The 15,391-nt window shown below is 62.8% G+C and carries 16 protein-coding genes; 3 read left to right on the forward strand and 13 right to left on the reverse strand.

Annotated features, from left to right (window positions below; translation table 11 throughout):
• Positions 1-12: 12 nt before the first annotated feature.
• Positions 13-1,113: a serine/threonine protein kinase gene (locus tag NWI_RS09210; protein WP_011315022.1), complete on the forward strand. Its 1,101-nt coding sequence runs from the start codon at positions 13-15 to the stop codon at positions 1,111-1,113.
• 6 nt (positions 1,114-1,119) lie between these two features.
• Here NWI_RS09210 and NWI_RS09215 read toward each other — a convergent pair whose 3' ends face one another.
• The 5 genes from NWI_RS09215 to yajC all read right to left on the reverse strand — a co-directional run bounded on the left by NWI_RS09215 (position 1,120) and on the right by yajC (position 5,618).
• Positions 1,120-1,980 carry a phytoene/squalene synthase family protein gene (locus NWI_RS09215; protein ID WP_011315023.1) on the reverse strand — a complete coding sequence of 287 codons (861 nt, stop codon included), beginning with the start codon at positions 1,978-1,980 and terminating at the stop codon, positions 1,120-1,122.
• 146 nt (positions 1,981-2,126) lie between these two features.
• Positions 2,127-2,513, reverse strand: coding sequence for an Mth938-like domain-containing protein (locus tag NWI_RS09220; protein WP_011315024.1), 387 nt, complete (start codon positions 2,511-2,513; stop codon positions 2,127-2,129).
• Entirely contained in the window at positions 2,510-3,568 is a 1,059-nt protein-coding gene (gene secF, locus NWI_RS09225) for a protein translocase subunit SecF (protein WP_011315025.1), read from the reverse strand. The genes NWI_RS09220 and secF overlap by 4 nt, the downstream gene beginning before the upstream one ends.
• Before the next feature lie 16 nt (positions 3,569-3,584).
• The gene (gene secD / locus NWI_RS09230) at positions 3,585-5,183 is read right to left on the reverse strand and encodes a protein translocase subunit SecD (protein WP_011315026.1); all 1,599 of its coding nucleotides are present in this window, start codon (positions 5,181-5,183) and stop codon (positions 3,585-3,587) included.
• A gap of 33 nt (positions 5,184-5,216) precedes the next feature.
• Entirely contained in the window at positions 5,217-5,618 is a 402-nt protein-coding gene (yajC, locus tag NWI_RS09235) for a preprotein translocase subunit YajC (protein ID WP_011315027.1), read from the reverse strand.
• Positions 5,619-5,805: 187 nt separating this feature from the next.
• Here yajC and NWI_RS09240 point away from each other — a divergent pair, with 187 nt between their 5' ends.
• The gene (locus NWI_RS09240; protein ID WP_011315028.1) at positions 5,806-6,780 is read left to right on the forward strand and encodes an ATP-binding protein; all 975 of its coding nucleotides are present in this window, start codon (positions 5,806-5,808) and stop codon (positions 6,778-6,780) included.
• A 139-nt stretch (positions 6,781-6,919) separates the two neighbouring features.
• Here the strand turns inward: NWI_RS09240 and NWI_RS09245 are convergent, their stop codons facing one another.
• Positions 6,920-8,281, reverse strand: a complete 1,362-nt coding sequence (locus tag NWI_RS09245; RefSeq protein ID WP_011315029.1) for a peptidoglycan DD-metalloendopeptidase family protein — start codon at positions 8,279-8,281, stop codon at positions 6,920-6,922.
• A 148-nt stretch (positions 8,282-8,429) separates the two neighbouring features.
• Positions 8,430-9,083: a protein-L-isoaspartate(D-aspartate) O-methyltransferase gene (locus tag NWI_RS09250; RefSeq protein ID WP_011315030.1), complete on the reverse strand. Its 654-nt coding sequence runs from the start codon at positions 9,081-9,083 to the stop codon at positions 8,430-8,432.
• A 260-nt stretch (positions 9,084-9,343) separates the two neighbouring features.
• Here NWI_RS09250 and NWI_RS09255 point away from each other — a divergent pair, with 260 nt between their 5' ends.
• Positions 9,344-9,724 (forward strand): response regulator, encoded by a 381-nt coding sequence (locus NWI_RS09255; protein WP_011315031.1) that lies wholly within the window; start codon positions 9,344-9,346, stop codon positions 9,722-9,724.
• Between the two features lie 65 nt (positions 9,725-9,789).
• Here the strand turns inward: NWI_RS09255 and surE are convergent, their stop codons facing one another.
• The 6 genes from surE to NWI_RS09285 form a co-directional block, all read right to left on the reverse strand.
• Entirely contained in the window at positions 9,790-10,557 is a 768-nt protein-coding gene (surE, locus tag NWI_RS09260; protein WP_011315032.1) for a 5'/3'-nucleotidase SurE, read from the reverse strand.
• A gap of 323 nt (positions 10,558-10,880) precedes the next feature.
• Positions 10,881-12,374 carry a serine--tRNA ligase gene (serS, locus tag NWI_RS09265; protein WP_011315033.1) on the reverse strand — a complete coding sequence of 498 codons (1,494 nt, stop codon included), beginning with the start codon at positions 12,372-12,374 and terminating at the stop codon, positions 10,881-10,883.
• 107 nt (positions 12,375-12,481) lie between these two features.
• Positions 12,482-13,291 carry a twin-arginine translocase subunit TatC gene (tatC, locus tag NWI_RS09270; RefSeq protein ID WP_011315034.1) on the reverse strand — a complete coding sequence of 270 codons (810 nt, stop codon included), beginning with the start codon at positions 13,289-13,291 and terminating at the stop codon, positions 12,482-12,484.
• Positions 13,288-13,830, reverse strand: coding sequence for a Sec-independent protein translocase protein TatB (gene tatB / locus NWI_RS09275; protein ID WP_011315035.1), 543 nt, complete (start codon positions 13,828-13,830; stop codon positions 13,288-13,290). Before tatB ends, tatC begins: the two co-directional genes overlap by 4 nt.
• Positions 13,831-14,009: 179 nt before the next feature.
• Positions 14,010-14,246, reverse strand: a complete 237-nt coding sequence (locus tag NWI_RS09280; protein WP_011315036.1) for a twin-arginine translocase TatA/TatE family subunit — start codon at positions 14,244-14,246, stop codon at positions 14,010-14,012.
• 258 nt (positions 14,247-14,504) lie between these two features.
• Positions 14,505-15,167, reverse strand: coding sequence for a protein-L-isoaspartate O-methyltransferase family protein (locus NWI_RS09285; RefSeq protein ID WP_011315037.1), 663 nt, complete (start codon positions 15,165-15,167; stop codon positions 14,505-14,507).
• Positions 15,168-15,391 lie beyond the last annotated feature (224 nt).

The raw sequence follows: 15,391 nt of genomic DNA on the forward strand, positions 1-15,391 counted from the left end.
TCCAGGATTATCATGCCCCTTCCGAAGCAGGACGCAGCATTCCTGTCCACGAACTGGACCGAAGGAGTCCTACTGAAACGCGACGTGTTTTCGACGGTGGAGCGCGGGCGTTTTCGGACAACCTCCGGCGAGGCCGACGCGGTGCTGCGGCGGCTGGATCAGGTGCCGTGGTGGTCGTATGTTGTCGCGAGGCATTTGTTCGAACGTGAGCGCGAGGCGCTGACGCTCGCTCGCGATCTCGGCGTCGGTCCAAGGCTGTTGTGGAGCGGACGCAGCGCGTTGGTGCGAGACTTCATCGATGGCGTGGCGCTGCATCTCGCGAGACCCCACGGCGACCCATCCTACTTCCGCTCGGCCAAGGCGGCGTTGCGCAAGCTGCATCGCGCCGGCATCTGCCACAATGATCTTGCCAAGGAGCAGAACTGGCTGCGCGGCAGCGACGGCAACGCCTACCTGACGGACTTCCAGCTTGCTGCTTGCTTCAAACGGCGATCGCGCCTGTTTCGCATCGCGGCTTACGAAGACCTGCGGCATCTTCTCAAGCACAAGCGCACCTATGCGCCCAACGCCCTGACGCCACGCGAGCGCAAGATGCTCGCGCGCAAGTCGGTCATCGCGCGTGTATGGCTGATGACCGGCAAGAAGGTCTACCAGGTCATCACGCGCGGCCTGTTCAGTTTCACCGACCGCGAAGGCGGCGGCCGGCGTCTCGTCAACGACGCTCCCGTGCTGGTCGCGCGCATCAGGGAAAATCCCGCGGTGCGCGACGCCGCCATCGTTGCCTTCGCTGACCGCCGCAGCGGCGTCGGGCTTTACGCCTTTGTCGAGGCAGACCTGCCCGGACTCGAAGCGCGGTTGCGCTCCACGCTTGCCGCCGCAGGCGAGCCGAAACCGCCCGAGCACATCCAGATCGTGGCGCGCCTTCCACGCGGCGCCGGCGGCAAGGTGCGCACCGAAATCCTGCAACTCATCGCCATGAACCAGATCGACCTGATCGAGCCGTTGATCACGAGTCCCGCGGATCGCGAGTTCTTGCGCGGCATTCTTGAGAGCCGAAAAAACCTGCGCGACCGCTTCAATTTCGAATCGACCGACCAGGCCTTGCCGTCCTGATCCTGCTCAACCGCGAAATGCCTTCGAGCGCGACGCTCGCCACATGGTCCATAGGACACGCAACCGCGATATCGGCCGTGGCATGAAGGGATTAATGCCAGCGCCGCCGACATCGTCCAGTGCGCGGCGCACAAGCGCGAGCGGAAGATAGACACCGCGAGAATCTGGCGGCAGGTCGGACAGCAGGCCCAGCGCCACCTTCAGATGCGATCGCGCTTCCTCAGCCAGTCCGCGAATCGCCGCGCGAACCGAAGGCGCGTCTCGCCCCGTGAACATCTGTTCCAGATCGACGCCGTGCTGCTCCAGCAGCTTGAGCGGCACATAGGACTGCCGCCGCGAAGCGTAGAAACCGAAGTTCGCGATCACCCGCGCCATACCGCAGGCAAGACCGGCGTGTCGCGCGAGATGATCCGTCTCGTCCGGCCGCTGTCCGATGGTACGCGAGGAGAGCGAGAACAGCGCGCACGACGTATCAGCCAGATATTGTTCCAATGCCGCGATGTCCGGCATCGGATCGTTGTAGAGATCGAACTGATGCACCTCGATCAGACGCTGCAACAGCGCGACCGGAAGATCGTGCTCCCGGATCGCGAGCAGGAGTTCCGCCGCGACCGGATTGCCTTCGACGCCGCCGTGTCCCGCGCCCGCGAGCATATCCATCCACCATTGCAGGCGGACTTCTCCCGCCAACGGCTGGGTGATCTGCTCCCTCACCCTGACGATCTCGACGTTGAACGCGTAAAGCGCCAGCAGCGCGCGGCGGCTACGGAGCGGCGCGAACAACGTCGTCGCATAGTTGCCGAAGTCGTGGGTGCGCACCAGTTCCGCACAAAACGCAGCGGACGTGTTCCTTGTTGTATCGTTCATGACATCGCAATCACGCGCGCCACGGAGCGCGTCGATATGATGCTCGCCACAATACAGCAATCAGCGCCATCAGGCGCTGCCGATGCGGTGAGGTTTTCATGGTACGGCTATCAGCGCCGTCAGGCGCTGCCGATGCGGTGAGGTCTTCATGGTACGGCTATCAGCGCCGCCGCCACCCTGCGCCGCTCGCCCAGCATGATGTTGTATGTGCGAATCGCCGGACCCGTGAGCATGGTGTCCACGCCGATGCTCACGCGGCGCAGGGCCGCGCGCAGCTCGGGAGGAACAAGCCACACATTTATTCCGGTGCCGATCAGCAACGTGTCGATGGCGGCCGAGCCTTCGAACACGCGCGCCAGAGCATGACGGTCGATGTCATCCGCTCGCGCTACCGGCCACGCCCATACACCGTCGGGCAGGCAAAGCAGCGAGCCGCGATGCGACATGGTATCGAAACGAAAGCCGCCGTTGCCATAGGCTTCGATCGCGGCGGGCCGCGGAAGGTGCGGCACCTCCGGCGGAGCAGCGCTCACGGCTTTGCTGGTTTCGCGGACTTGGCCAGCTTCTCGGACTTGACCGGCTTTTCGGGTTTGGCAGGCTTTTCCTCGACATCGGCGCGGCTCTCGCCCACGCCGAGATAGATCAGGATCGGAGCCGCGATAAAGATCGAGGTGTAGGTGCCGACCAGCACCACGCCGAACGTCATCACCGCGGTGAAACTGTGGATCGCAGGTCCGCCGAACAGCAGCAAAGCGAGCAGCGCCAGCGTCACCGTGACGTGCGTGATGATCGAGCGCGAAAGCGTCGAGTTGATCGATGCGTTGAGCAGTTCGGGCATCGGCATTTTCTTGTAACGCCGGAGGATCTCGCGGATCCGGTCGTAGATGACGACCGTGTCGTTCAGCGAGTAGCCGAGAATTGTCAAAAGCGCCGCGATGCTGGTGAGGTCGAAGTCGACCTGCGAAATCGACATGAAGCCGATCGTCAGCACGATATCGTGCACGTTGGCGATCATCGCGCCGAGCGCGAACTGCCACTCGAACCGGAACCAGAGATAGACCAGAATGCCGATGATCGCCAGGATCAGACCGATCATGCCGTAGGCGAGCAATTCGCCAGACACGCGGGGTCCGACCACCTCGACCCGACGATAGTTGACGGTTTCGCCCAACGCGCCGCGCACCTTCTGCACGGCTTCCTGCTGCGCCGCGTCTCCGCCCGGCTGCTCGGCGACGCGGATCAGCACATCCGTCGGGCCGCCGAACTGCTGAAGCTGGACCTCGCCCAGATCGAGCTTGCTCAGCGTCGCGCGCATGCTGGCGATATCAACCTCGCCAGACTTGGCCTGCACCTCGAGCAGCGTGCCGCCCTTGAAATCGATGCCGAAATTCAGGCCATGCGTGAAGAACAACGTGATCGCGACGATCGAAAGCACGGCGGAAATCGGAAAGCTGATGCGACGGAAGCGCGTGAAATCGAACTTCGTGTCGTCCGGAATGATCCGCAGCGACGGCAGCAGGCCGAAGCAGCTGACGATGGTCAGTACAACGATGAGGGCACCGAGCCCGATCAAAATCCATTGAGTCACAGCCGGCTCCGCGTCATCAAATCGGCACGGTTTGCGGCCGCTTCCAGCGCACCCACGTTGCGACGATCAGCCGGGTCACCTCGAAGGCGGTGAACACCGTTGTAATGATGCCGATGCCGAACGTCACCGCAAAGCCGCGAACAGGACCGGTGCCGATATAGAACAGCACAGCGGCGGCGATGAAGGTCGTGATGTTGGAATCCAGAATCGTCGCCAGCGCCCGCTTGAAGCCGGCGTCGATGGCCGAAATCGCGGTGCGGCCGGCGCGCAGTTCCTCGCGGATACGCTCGTAGATCAGTACGTTCGAGTCCACGGCGATGCCCACCGTCAGAACGATGCCGGCTATACCGGGCAGCGTCAGCGTCGCGTTCAACAACGACAGCACGCCGAAAATCATGGCGACGTTGATGGCGACCGCGATATTCGCGATCACCCCGAAAAACCGGTACGTCAGCAGCATGAACAGGATCACCATGATCGAGCCGACATAGGCGGCAAGCTCGCCCTGTTCGATCGAGTCCTGTCCGAGCCCCGGTCCGACGGTGCGCTCCTCGATGATCGTCAGCGGCGCCGGCAGCGCGCCGGCGCGCAGCAGGATCGCGAGGTCATTTGCCTCCTGCACCGTGAAATTACCGGAGATCTGACCCGAACCGCCGGTAATCGGCTCGCGGATGACCGGCGCCGAGATCACCTCGTTGTCGAGAATGATGGCGAACGGCTGTCCGACGTTTTCGGTCGTCGCCTGCGCGAATTTTCTCGCACCGTTGCTGTTGAAGCGGAACGTCACGATCGGCTCGCTGGTGCGCGAATCGAACCCCGGTTGGGCGTCGGTCAGATCTCCACCGGAGACGAGCACCTGCTTCCGGACCACGTAAGGCGTCTTGGGCGCCTGCGAACTCATCAGCACTTCGGAATCGCCGGGCACCCGCCCCTGTGCGGCCTGATCAGGCGGAATGCTGGAATCGACCATCCGGAAGTCCATCTTGGCGGTTTTGCCGAGGATTTCCTTCAGCCGCGTCGGGTCCTGCAATCCCGGCACCTGCACCAGAATGCGGTCGGCGCCCTGACGCTGGATCAACGGCTCGACGGTGCCGAGTTCGTTGACGCGCTTCTCGATGATCTGAATCGACTGTTCGACCGACTGGCGGATACGGTCCGTGACGGCGGCCTGCGGCACGGTCATGCGGATCACGCCGTCAGCGCTGCTGACTTCGAGGCTGCGCTGGCCGCTGGAGCCGAGCAGACCTCCCAGCGGTTGCGACAGTTCACGCAATTTGGCTAGCGCGGTCTGGAATTCCTCTTCCTTGCTGATACGGACCTCGACGGCGCCGTTCTTGGCGGCAAGGCCGGTATAAGCGATCCGGGCGTCGCGCAGCGTCTTGCGCGCGTCATCGCGAACCTGATCGAGTTTCTCTTTCTTGACGTAGTTGGAATCGACCTCGAGCAGCAGATACGAGCCGCCCTGAAGGTCAAGACCTAGCACGAGGTGGCGCTGCGCCCATTTCGGCCATGTCTTGACCTGCGCCTCCGGAAAGAAGTTCGGTACGGCGCACAGGCAGATCGCGAGAGCGGTCACGATGATCGTCAGCGCCTTCCACCGCGTAAAGTACAGCATCGAGATAACTCGTCAGATTCGAGGAATGATCACCTAGCTCGCGGCGGTGTCGTCCCTGGAGCCATTTCCTTTAGCGCCATCGGCTTTGGCGGCTCCCTTTGCCGCTTCACCTTTGGCGGGTTCGCCCTTCGCGCGAACGATCGAAATCATCTGACGCATCTGCCGTACCCGGACGCCATCAGCGATTTCGAACTCGATCTGCTCGTCATCCACCACCTTGGTGACCTTTCCGACCAGGCCGCTCGATGTGATGACGGTGTCACCGCGACGAATGTTCTTCACCAGTTCGGCGTGCTCTTTCGCCTTCTTCTGCTGGGGCCGGATGATCAGGAAATACATGATGATGAAGATCAACGCGAACGGCAGCAGCGACATCAACAGGCTGTTGGCGTCGCCGGAGCCGGCGGCCTGAGCAAAGGCGGGGGTAATGAACATACGGGCCATTCCTTGGGATCAGACCGGCGAGAGCACAGAGTCGGGCCGATCAAGAGCAAATTCGCGCGGACTATAACGGCCACGGTCCCAATTGCAACGCCGCCAGCCCCTTGATCGAGCCACATTATTCCGCGGCTTGCGGGAGCGCGGTCGCCCCGCTAAGGGTGCGCGGTCGGGAAAGACAAAGATGGCCAGAAAGTCGCGGAAAACCAGCCTTCGAAAGCCCCCTCTCCAAACGCCCGGGGCCCGTTCCGTTCCTCGGGCCGGCGCGACGAAAGGTCCGAAAGCGGCCGCGAGGCGAGATGCCGCGGACCGGATCGCCCGCGCTCTCGAAACGATCGCCGCCGCCATGACCGCCGCCACCGAGCAGATCGACAATCACGCCGTCATGACCCGAGCCGATGCATTCGTCTGGCATCCCGACGGTCGATTGACGCCGGTTTCGCAGGTCAGCCGCGTCGATCTCACCCTGCTCAAGGGCATCGACCGGATGCGCGATATCCTGATGGAAAACACTGCCCGCTTCGCCAGGGGCCTGCCCGCGAACAACGCCCTGCTCTGGGGTGCGCGCGGCATGGGCAAGTCGTCGCTGGTGAAGGCGGCACATGCCAGCATCAACGCCGAGGCCGGCGGACGGCTCAAGCTGATCGAAATTCACCGCGAGGATATCGAGAGCCTGCCCGGCCTGATGGAACTGCTTCGCTCATCCGAGTTTCGTTTCATCGTCTTCTGCGACGACCTGTCCTTCGACGGCAATGACGCTTCATACAAATCGCTGAAGGCCGCCCTCGAGGGCGGCATCGAGGGGCGGCCCGACAACGTCATCCTGTACGCGACGTCAAACCGCCGTCATCTGCTGGCGCGCGACATGATCGAGAACGAGCGATCGACGGCGATCAATCCCGGCGAGGCCGTCGAGGAAAAGGTTTCGCTGTCCGACCGCTTCGGCCTCTGGCTCGGCTTTCACCGCTGTAGCCAGGATGAGTATCTCGCGATGGTGCGCGGCTATTGCTCCCACTTCGGCATCAGGCTCGACGACGCCGAACTGGAGCGGGAGGCGCTGGAATGGTCAGCCACGCGCGGCTCGCGTTCCGGCCGGGTTGCCTGGCAATTCACGCAGGAGCTTGCGGGACGGCTCGGCGTGCGGCTCGCGGCGAGATAGCCTTCGAGCTTATTCTGCGGATGTAGCGCGGCACAGTTGATGCGCTGCTGAACGGGGACCGCCTACGCGCAGCGATCGTTTCGGTCCCGGATCGGCAAAGCATCGCAAGCGCAACGCACCGCCTCCGGGGCATCCAGCCTCATGCGCCGTTCAGGAAGTTCAACGGGTCGACCGGCGTCGATCCTTTTCGGATCTCGAAGTGAAGCTGCGGCGACCCCGCCTCGCCGGACTGGCCCGACTTGGCGATGACCTGGCCGCGCCTGATGGAATCTCCGCGCTTCACCATCAATTCACGCGCATGGGCATAGGCGGTCACGTAGCCGTTGGAGTGCCGAACCAGGACCAGATTGCCGTAGCCTTTAAGTTCGTTGCCGGCATAAGCAACGACTCCGTCCTCGGCGGCCTTGACCGGCGTACCCTCGGGCACTGCGACATTGATGCCGTCATTGGATTTCCCGTTGGTCCGGGCGCCATAGGCCGTGATCACGCGGCCACGCACAGGCCAGCGGAAAGTCGGCAAAGCGCCGGTCGCCTCCGCGGCTTTCACCGAAGGTTTAACCACGGCCGCTTCAGGCGTCGCGGTCGCAGCCGCAAGGTTGACCTTCTGAACCGGACCTGCGGTCGCGGCGGCGGCGTGAACCACGGGTGCGGGCGCGGGCTTGGGTGCAACGGCGGGAGGCGCGGCCGGAGCGGCGACAGGTTGCGCGGACACCGCGGCGACCTTGGTCGGCACCGTGATCCTGGTGCCGATCTTCAGCTTCGCGCTCGGTGGTAATCCGTTCGCGCGTGCAAGTTCCCCGACAGAAATGTGATTGCGGCGGGCGATGTTCATCAGCGTGTCGCCGCGATTGACGTGATGGGTGGCGCCGGACGCAGCCGTAGCGACGACCGCCGGCTTCGCGGCCGGAGCCGGCTGGGTTTCCGCCACCGCTGCGCGCTTCGGAATGATCAGCCGCTGGCCGGGCTGCAACTGGCGAGGACCCCGGTAGCCATTGGCCTTGAGAATTTCAGCGCTGGACACGCCATACCGGCGCGACAGTCCTTCCAGCGTATCGCTGGTCCCGACAATGATCGGCGTGCCGCCCTTATGATTCCAGCCGTCCCGCGCCGCGACAGCGGGGGCAGACTCGATCGCACGCGCGGGAGGCGTATATGAACCGGGACCGCGCCCGCTCACCGACACGCTCGATGCCACCGGATAGGACTTCGGCGTCGAGATCGGCGGAAGCGGCTGGGATTGATAGTCGGAGTGGGGCCGATACGGGGGCCGCGAATATTGGTGCAACTCGCGGCGCTCCACCGGAGCCGCAGGCGCCGCGGCCACCGTGCCGGTGGTCTCTCGCTGCCAGCCAAAGCGATTTGATTGCTGCGGACCGCTGTCCAACTGCGCGAGGCGCGTCGACATATCCGCGCTGCACCCGGCAAAACCGATCGACACCAGCGCCAGCACCGCTACCTGCGGTACGCGGCGCGAGCAAAGCAACTCGACGACACGGGACATGGTTACTCACTCGTACGCAACACGACTAAATTTGAATAAACACCGTCCCAGTAAACAAAGCCTTTCACCGTGACACGTCACGGCCTCGAAAGTTAACATCGCCGGACAAACTGATTACGGCCGCGGCCGAACCTCGGACCCGATAGGATCAGAGCTCGCGGGCGATGCCCGGCAGCGCCGGCACGAAGCGGACGTCGATCAGCTCTTTGCGGATCATTCCGGCGGGGGCGCGCCGCAGCAGGATCAGGGTCTGCCGTCCGCTCTGCGGTCCGACAGGCGCGATCAAAAGCCCGTCGGGCTCAAGCCTGGCCGTCAGCGCCTCCGGTATCTGCTCCATCGCCGCGGTCACCATGATGCGGTCGAACCGCCCTGCCTCGCCAGGAATGTCGAAGCCGTCACCCAGCAGAACCTCGACGTTGTCGTAGCCGAGATGCTTCAACCGGGCGCGCGCGCGATCGGCGAGCACGCGATACCGCTCGACCGTCACGACCTCGCGGCAGAGGCGCGACAGGATCGCGGTCTGGTAACCCGAACCCGTGCCGATCTCCAGGACCCGTTGATCGTCCCCTAATTCCAGCCGCTCGGTCATGTAGGCCACGACGAACGGCTGGCTGATGGTCTGGCCGCAGGCGATGCCGAGCGCGGTGTCGCACCATGCGTCCTCGCGATCGCCCTGTTCGACGAAAGCATCGCGCGGGACGTTATCCATCGCGCGGAGCACACGCTGATCGCTGATGCCGCGTCGCCGCAGGTTAAGCTGAAACATCATCTTTTCAGGCGGCGGATGATCGGCGGGGGGCATGACGGGCGAACTCTCGAGCGCCGGCGCTTGGCCGAGCGGTTATCATTAACGCAATCTGCGCAGATCACCCACCTCGTCAATCCGGCGAGGCAAGTATTTGTTCCGGCGAAGAACCGGCGTGACGAATTCCGCCGGTCCGGGAATCTCCCGATTTGCAGCGCGGCATGCTGGTGCGACAACCTTGCCCTAGGCGACAACACGGATTGCGTTCGGTCGCATAATTTGCGACCCTGCGTTGGTGACAAGGCGGGATTTCCAACATGGAATCAGCGAAGCCATCCGGCGGCTCCGTATTCCTCGTTGAAGACGAGGTTATGATCCGCATGATGGTTGCGGATATGCTGGAGGAACTCGGCTATAGCATCGCCGCCGAGGCTGGCGACATCGAGCAGGCTCTCCAACTCGCGCGTACGACGAACTTCGACATCGCGATTCTCGACGTCAACGTCAACGGGAAGCTGATTTCTCCCGTGGCGGAGGTCATCGAAGGCCGCAACCGTCCGTTCATCTTCGCCACAGGCTATGGCACGCAAGGGCTTCCGCCGGAGTATTGCAACCGGCCGTCCGTGCAGAAACCCTTCCAGATGGATGGCCTTGCCGCCGTGATCCGAAGCACGCTCAAGGGCAGCGCCGTGGCCTGAGACAGAGCCTTTCCGCTTCTGATGAAATCCGAAGCGAGATTGATCCGACGTGGATTGCAGGCGTCCTACTTGAGCTTCGCGGTGAGGATCGCGGCGAACGCTTCGTCGGTGCGATCCAGCCGCAGCGGCGTCACGGAAACACATTGCCCCGCGATCGCCGCGAGATCGGAGCCCGACGCGGGAGTGTCCGCATCGTCGGCCTTCTCGAACCCGATCCAGAAATACGGGTTGCCGCGGCCGTCGCGGCGCTCGTCGATCTTGAGAAAACCGAGATTGCGCTTGCCCATCCGCGTCACCAGCACCCCCGCCACATCCTCCGGCGCGCAGGCCGGAAAATTGACGTTGACCACCGTGTTCTTCGGGATGCCGATCTCGATCACCCTGCGGAGGATTTGCGGCGCGAACGTCCGCGCGGTTTCCCACACCGGCCTGTCGCCGGTTTCCATGCTGAACTCCTGCGACAGCGCGAAAGACGGCAGTCCGAGCATCGTGCCTTCGAGCGCCCCCGCGACGGTGCCGGAATACACCACATCCTCGGCGAGGTTGCGGCCGCGATTGACGCCGGACAGCACGAGATCAGGCGCTTTGTCGGCGAGGATGTAGCGTGATCCCATGATGACGCAATCGGTCGGTGTGCCCTTCACCGCGAAATGGCGGGGTCCGATCTGGCGCAGCCGCAGCGGATCGTTGAGCGTCAGCGAATGCGAGACCCCGGACTGATCGTGCTCGGGCGCGACCACCCAGACATCATCGGACAGGTCTTTTGCGATTTGCTCGATGATTTCGAGGCCCGGCGCGTAAATGCCGTCATCGTTGGTACAGAGAATCCGCATTCGTAAGAGCGCCTCTTTCGGTCGCCGCGAGAGCGTTTTCGAGCGAAGGGATACCGGTTCGCGTGAGGAAAACGCGTCAAATCAAAACCAAGAGCCCCGCTTCTGATTCCATCAGAAACGGAAAGGCTCTAGTCGTTCGGGGACACCTCATATCCGGCCCGGCCGGGACTGGCAAACCTGACGTTCCGCCTGCGCCGGCGGATTTTACGCCGTCCTCACCGGGTCTGTCCCGGTGATCCACTCTTTCAGTTGAACCGCAAGCAAGACGTGGATGGCCGGAACAAGTCCGGCCATGACGCTGACGCTGGGCCTGACGGCAGTGGCTACATATCTTTCGCGATCACCTTCAGGCCGCCCATGTAGGGCTGCAAGACATCGGGCACGGCGATGGAGCCGTCGGCCTGCTGGTAAGTCTCCATCACCGCGATCAGCGCGCGACCCACGGCAGTGCCGGAGCCGTTGAGCGTGTGGACGAAGCGCGGCTTGCCGTCGCTGCTGCGATAGCGCGCGTCCATGCGTCGCGCCTGGAAATCGCCGCACACCGAGCAGGACGAAATCTCGCGATAAGCGCCGCCCTCTCCTTGTCCCGGCATCCACACCTCGATGTCGTAGGTCTTCTGCGAGGCGAAGCCCATGTCGCCGGTGCACAGCGTCATCACGCGGTAATGCAGGTCGAGCCGGCGCAGCACTTCTTCCGCGCATGACAACATGCGCTCGTGCTCGTCCTTGGATGTTTCCGGCGTGGTGATCGACACCAGCTCGACCTTGGTGAACTGATGCTGGCGGATCATGCCGCGGGTGTCGCGACCGGCAGCGCCCGCTTCGGCGCGAAAACACGGCGTCAACGCGGTGAAGCGCAGCGGCAGTTCTTTTTCATCGAGGATGGATTCGCGGACGAGATTTGTGAGCGGGACTTCGGCAGTGGGGATGAGCCAACTCGTCGAGACGGGCAACTGCTCCCGCAACTTTACGAAGTCGGGCATAGCTACGTTCGACCAACCTAGAACACCCTGCTCTTCGATGGTCCGACCTGCGAGCGCAGCCAAGGCATATCTGGCAATCGCTTCTGGACTTTCTCGCGTCTCAGCGTCCAACTCGTCGTAGAGCAAATTGCCGCCGATTGGGCTCCGGGCCAGAAACTGGTCTTCTCGAAACTTCGGCAATTGCGCGGTGCCAAACATCGCGTCGTCACGCACCAGCAAAGGCGGGTTGACCTCGGTGTAGCCGTGCTCGCCGGTGTGGACATCGAGGAAGAATTGCCCGATGGCGCGTTCGAGTCGCGCCAGCCCGCGCTTCAGCACCACGAAGCGCGCGCCGGACAGTTTCGCCGCCGCCTCGAAATCCATATCGCCGAGCGCGCCGCCGAGATCGTCGTGCGGTTTCGGCGTAAACGCATAGTCGCGTTTTTTTCCGAAGATGTGATGCTGCACGTTGCCGTGCTCGTCGGCGCCGTCAGGCACCTCGTCGAGCGGCAGGTTCGGAATCTCTGCCAACAGGTTCTTCAACCCAACCTCACGCTCGATAATAAGGTTACTTCCTCCGCTGATAATATCGTGCTTAAGGCGGTCGACCTTTTCCATCAACGCCGCTACTCTGACCTCATCTTTCTCGCGCATCGCAATACCAATTTCTTTTGAAATCTGGTTCCGCGTTGACTTCCATTGCTCAACTGTTGCGATAAGGGTCCGCCGCTCTGCGTCGAATTTCAAAATTTCTTCCGAAGAAAACCGCACGCGATCTGTATCAGATAGTCTTCGCCGCTTCAGCGCGGCGTCGAACGCTTGCGGGTTGTCGCGGATCGCTTTGATGTCGTGCATGGGAGCCAGTCCAAAAGATAAAGAAGCGGCCAGACTCAGGGTGACGTCATGTCCGCGAGAACTGGCATTCAGTAGCCCGAACGGCAGCGATTGGAAATAGTCGCGCCCTACTCCGCGGGATTTCCCGCAGGCGGCGAAGTGGCGGCGGAAGCGGAGGGCCTGGCGGCCTTCTTCTCGACAATCGCCACGGCGAGGATCGAGCCCTCGTACAGCAGGAGCAGCGGCAGCGCCAACGACATCTGGCTCAGCACATCCGGCGGCGTCAGCACCGCCGCGATGACGAACGCGCCGACGATGAAATAGCGTCGCTTCTCGCGCAGGCCTTTCGACGTAACGACGCCAATCCGCCCGAGCAGCGTGAGAATCACCGGCAACTGGAAGGCGATGCCGAACGCGAAGATCAGCGACATCGTCAGCGACAGGAATTCGCCGACCTTTGGCAGCAACTGGATCTCCGCAGTTTCGGGGCCCGCCATCTGCTGCATTCCGAGCGAGAACCGCACCAGCATCGGCAGCACCGCGAAGTACACCACCGTCGCGCCGAGCACGAAGAACGCCGGGGTCGCGATCAGGTACGGCAGGAAGGCATTGCGCTCGTGCTTGTAGAGTCCGGGCGCCACGAATTTATAGATCTGCGTCGCCACGATCGGAAACGAGATGAAGGCCGCGCCAAACAGCGCGAGCTTGAGCTGGGTGATAAAATATTCGAGCAGCGCGGTGTAGATGAATTTCGAGTTTTCCGGCCCCGCGACCCAAACGAACGGCCATATCAGGATGTTGTAAATCTGCCTGGCGAAGAAGAAGCAGGCGACAAACGCCACGCCGAATCCGATCAGCGCCTTGATCAACCGGGAGCGCAGCTCGATCAGGTGATCCATCAGGGGGGCCTTGCTGGCCTCGATGTCTTCGTCGCTCATGACGCTTTGGCGCCCCTGGCCGTCTGGTCCCTGCCCTCACGCGAGATTTCCGGCGCACCCTCGGGCGGTTCAACAGCGGTTGCATCCTGATGAGCCTGCGGCGTGATCGCCAGCGGCCCGGAGGCGTTCGTCCCGGCGTCGGCCGTGAAGGTTTCAGCAGCCCCTGCTTCCGGCGCAGCCGACCCGCTTGCGGAAGCGGCATCGGAAGACACGGATGGCTTGTCGGCCCCGGTAGCAGGCTTGTCGATATCCTCCAGCCTGGGCGGCTCGCCGAGCGAGTCGGTCAGCCGGGTCATCAGGTCGCCACGGGTCAGGCCGCTGGTGGCGTCGCGCACTTCGTCGAAGGATTTTTTCAGGTCGGCCATTTCGGCCTCGCGCATGGCCTCGTTGAACTGCCCCTGAAATTCAGCCGCCATCCTGCGCGCCTTGCCCATCCACTGGCCGACCGTACGCAACACGCCCGGCAGCTCCTTGGGGCCGATCGCGATCAGCGCGACGACCCCGATGACGAGCAGTTCACTCCACCCGATGTCGAACATGAAACTTTCCGCTCACGCGAGGGCTTCGCGTCGGTTTCCGCGCCGCAGCCTACATCGCGTCTTGTTTAGGTCGCTGCCTTGAGCCCCACAGGGATCAACACGTTTCGACAGCCCTACCGCATCGTGGAAGCCGAACCTTGATGATCGCCGCGGACGTGCCGTCCTCGCGCCGGGCCGCGTCAGATGACCTTGCTGCCGGTGTCAGACCGCGCCGCGCCGGACCCATCCGCGTTGTGATTGATCGTCTTCACCGGTTCGGGCTTTTCCGCGGTTTTCTCATCGTCCTTCATGCCTTTCTTGAAGGCCTTGATGCCCTGCGCGACGTCACCCATCAGATCTGAAATCTTGCCACGACCGAACAGCAGCAGGATCACCGCGACCACCACGATCCAGTGCCAGATGCTCAGTGAACCCATCTGCAACCTCCAAGCCGGCGGCCGGCGTACGGCCAAACCTGTACGGAACGTAGGCCCGGGGATTGGCAAAAACAAGGATTCAGGTTCTCGCGAGCCGCAATAACGGCGCGGGATAGCCCGCACGGCTTCAAGCCGAAAGCGTCGCTCGCGCGCTAGAGTCTTTCACCACTTCACGGAAGCGGTGAAAGACTCTAGCTTTTTGATTTGACGCGTTTTCTTGACGCGAACCGGATTCCACTTCGCTCGAAAACGCTATAGTCAGAATACGAAGGCGGGCGGCCGTTCGAGGCCCGGCAGGATCGGAGCCGACGCGTTGAAAAGAGGCCGGCTCCCAAAATCGGACCGTGAACGGGTGACGATGACAACCCGCGGCGCGCCGTCTATGGCAAATACGCCGACCAGCCGTCCCTCGGGCGCAAGCTGCCCGTAAAGCGCATCGGGAACAATCTCGGTGGCGCCCTCCAGAATGATGACATCGTATGGGGCGCGGGCCGATGCTCCGTCGTTCGCCCTGGCCGGAATGACCGTTACGTGGCCAAGGCCGAGGCTCGCGAGATTGTCCGAGGCTTTCGTCGCCAGCGCCGGATCGCTCTCGATCGCCGTCACCCGGTCGGTGAGTTTTCCCACAAGCGCGGCGGTATAGCCGGTCGCACAGCCCACCACGAGCACGTTGTCGGTGCTCTTGATCTCGGCCGCCTGAACCATCTTTGCGACCACCATGGGCTTGAGCAGATACCGTTTCGATGTCCCTTCGCTGACGTCCAGATCAAGATCCAGATATGCCAGCGCGCGGCGATCCCCGGGGACGAAAATCTCACGCGGAAGCGCCAGCATCGCGTCGATGATCCGCAGATCGGTGACGTCGCTGGGCCGCACCTGACCGTCAACCATTTTCCCGCGAGCGGTCGAAAAGTCCGACATCGACGATCCCTCAACCCATGACAAAGTTCCCGGAGGACTAGGACACCCCCATGGTCGATGCAAGCCTTTGCTGAGCGGGCCATGTCAGCCGTCGCATTTTGTCGCAGCGTTTTCCGTTGGTTGCAGGACGCATGACGCGTGGCGGTTAGCCGATCGATTGTCCGCGCTCGTCCGGGAAGCCGGATCGGCATTTCTGCTTTGCAAGCGTCGGAGGCTTTGTTATA

The organism is Nitrobacter winogradskyi Nb-255, assembly GCF_000012725.1.
GTDB lineage: Bacteria > Pseudomonadota > Alphaproteobacteria > Rhizobiales > Xanthobacteraceae > Nitrobacter > Nitrobacter winogradskyi.

Excerpts from the sequence above, each read along its gene's own strand:
- NWI_RS09210 (WP_011315022.1), top strand. The coding sequence starts at position 13 with ATGCCCCTTCCGAAGCAGGACGCAGCATTCCTGTCCACGAACTGGACC.
- NWI_RS09215 (WP_011315023.1), bottom strand. The coding sequence starts at position 1,980 with ATGAACGATACAACAAGGAACACGTCCGCTGCGTTTTGTGCGGAACTG.
- secD (WP_011315026.1), bottom strand. The coding sequence starts at position 5,183 with ATGCTGTACTTTACGCGGTGGAAGGCGCTGACGATCATCGTGACCGCT.
- yajC (WP_011315027.1), bottom strand. The coding sequence starts at position 5,618 with ATGTTCATTACCCCCGCCTTTGCTCAGGCCGCCGGCTCCGGCGACGCC.
- NWI_RS09240 (WP_011315028.1), top strand. The coding sequence starts at position 5,806 with ATGGCCAGAAAGTCGCGGAAAACCAGCCTTCGAAAGCCCCCTCTCCAA.
- NWI_RS09245 (WP_011315029.1), bottom strand. The coding sequence starts at position 8,281 with ATGTCCCGTGTCGTCGAGTTGCTTTGCTCGCGCCGCGTACCGCAGGTA.
- NWI_RS09250 (WP_011315030.1), bottom strand. The coding sequence starts at position 9,083 with ATGCCCCCCGCCGATCATCCGCCGCCTGAAAAGATGATGTTTCAGCTT.
- NWI_RS09255 (WP_011315031.1), top strand. The coding sequence starts at position 9,344 with ATGGAATCAGCGAAGCCATCCGGCGGCTCCGTATTCCTCGTTGAAGAC.
- surE (WP_011315032.1), bottom strand. The coding sequence starts at position 10,557 with ATGCGGATTCTCTGTACCAACGATGACGGCATTTACGCGCCGGGCCTC.
- serS (WP_011315033.1), bottom strand. The coding sequence starts at position 12,374 with ATGCACGACATCAAAGCGATCCGCGACAACCCGCAAGCGTTCGACGCC.
- tatC (WP_011315034.1), bottom strand. The coding sequence starts at position 13,291 with ATGAGCGACGAAGACATCGAGGCCAGCAAGGCCCCCCTGATGGATCAC.
- tatB (WP_011315035.1), bottom strand. The coding sequence starts at position 13,830 with ATGTTCGACATCGGGTGGAGTGAACTGCTCGTCATCGGGGTCGTCGCG.
- NWI_RS09280 (WP_011315036.1), bottom strand. The coding sequence starts at position 14,246 with ATGGGTTCACTGAGCATCTGGCACTGGATCGTGGTGGTCGCGGTGATC.
- NWI_RS09285 (WP_011315037.1), bottom strand. The coding sequence starts at position 15,167 with ATGTCGGACTTTTCGACCGCTCGCGGGAAAATGGTTGACGGTCAGGTG.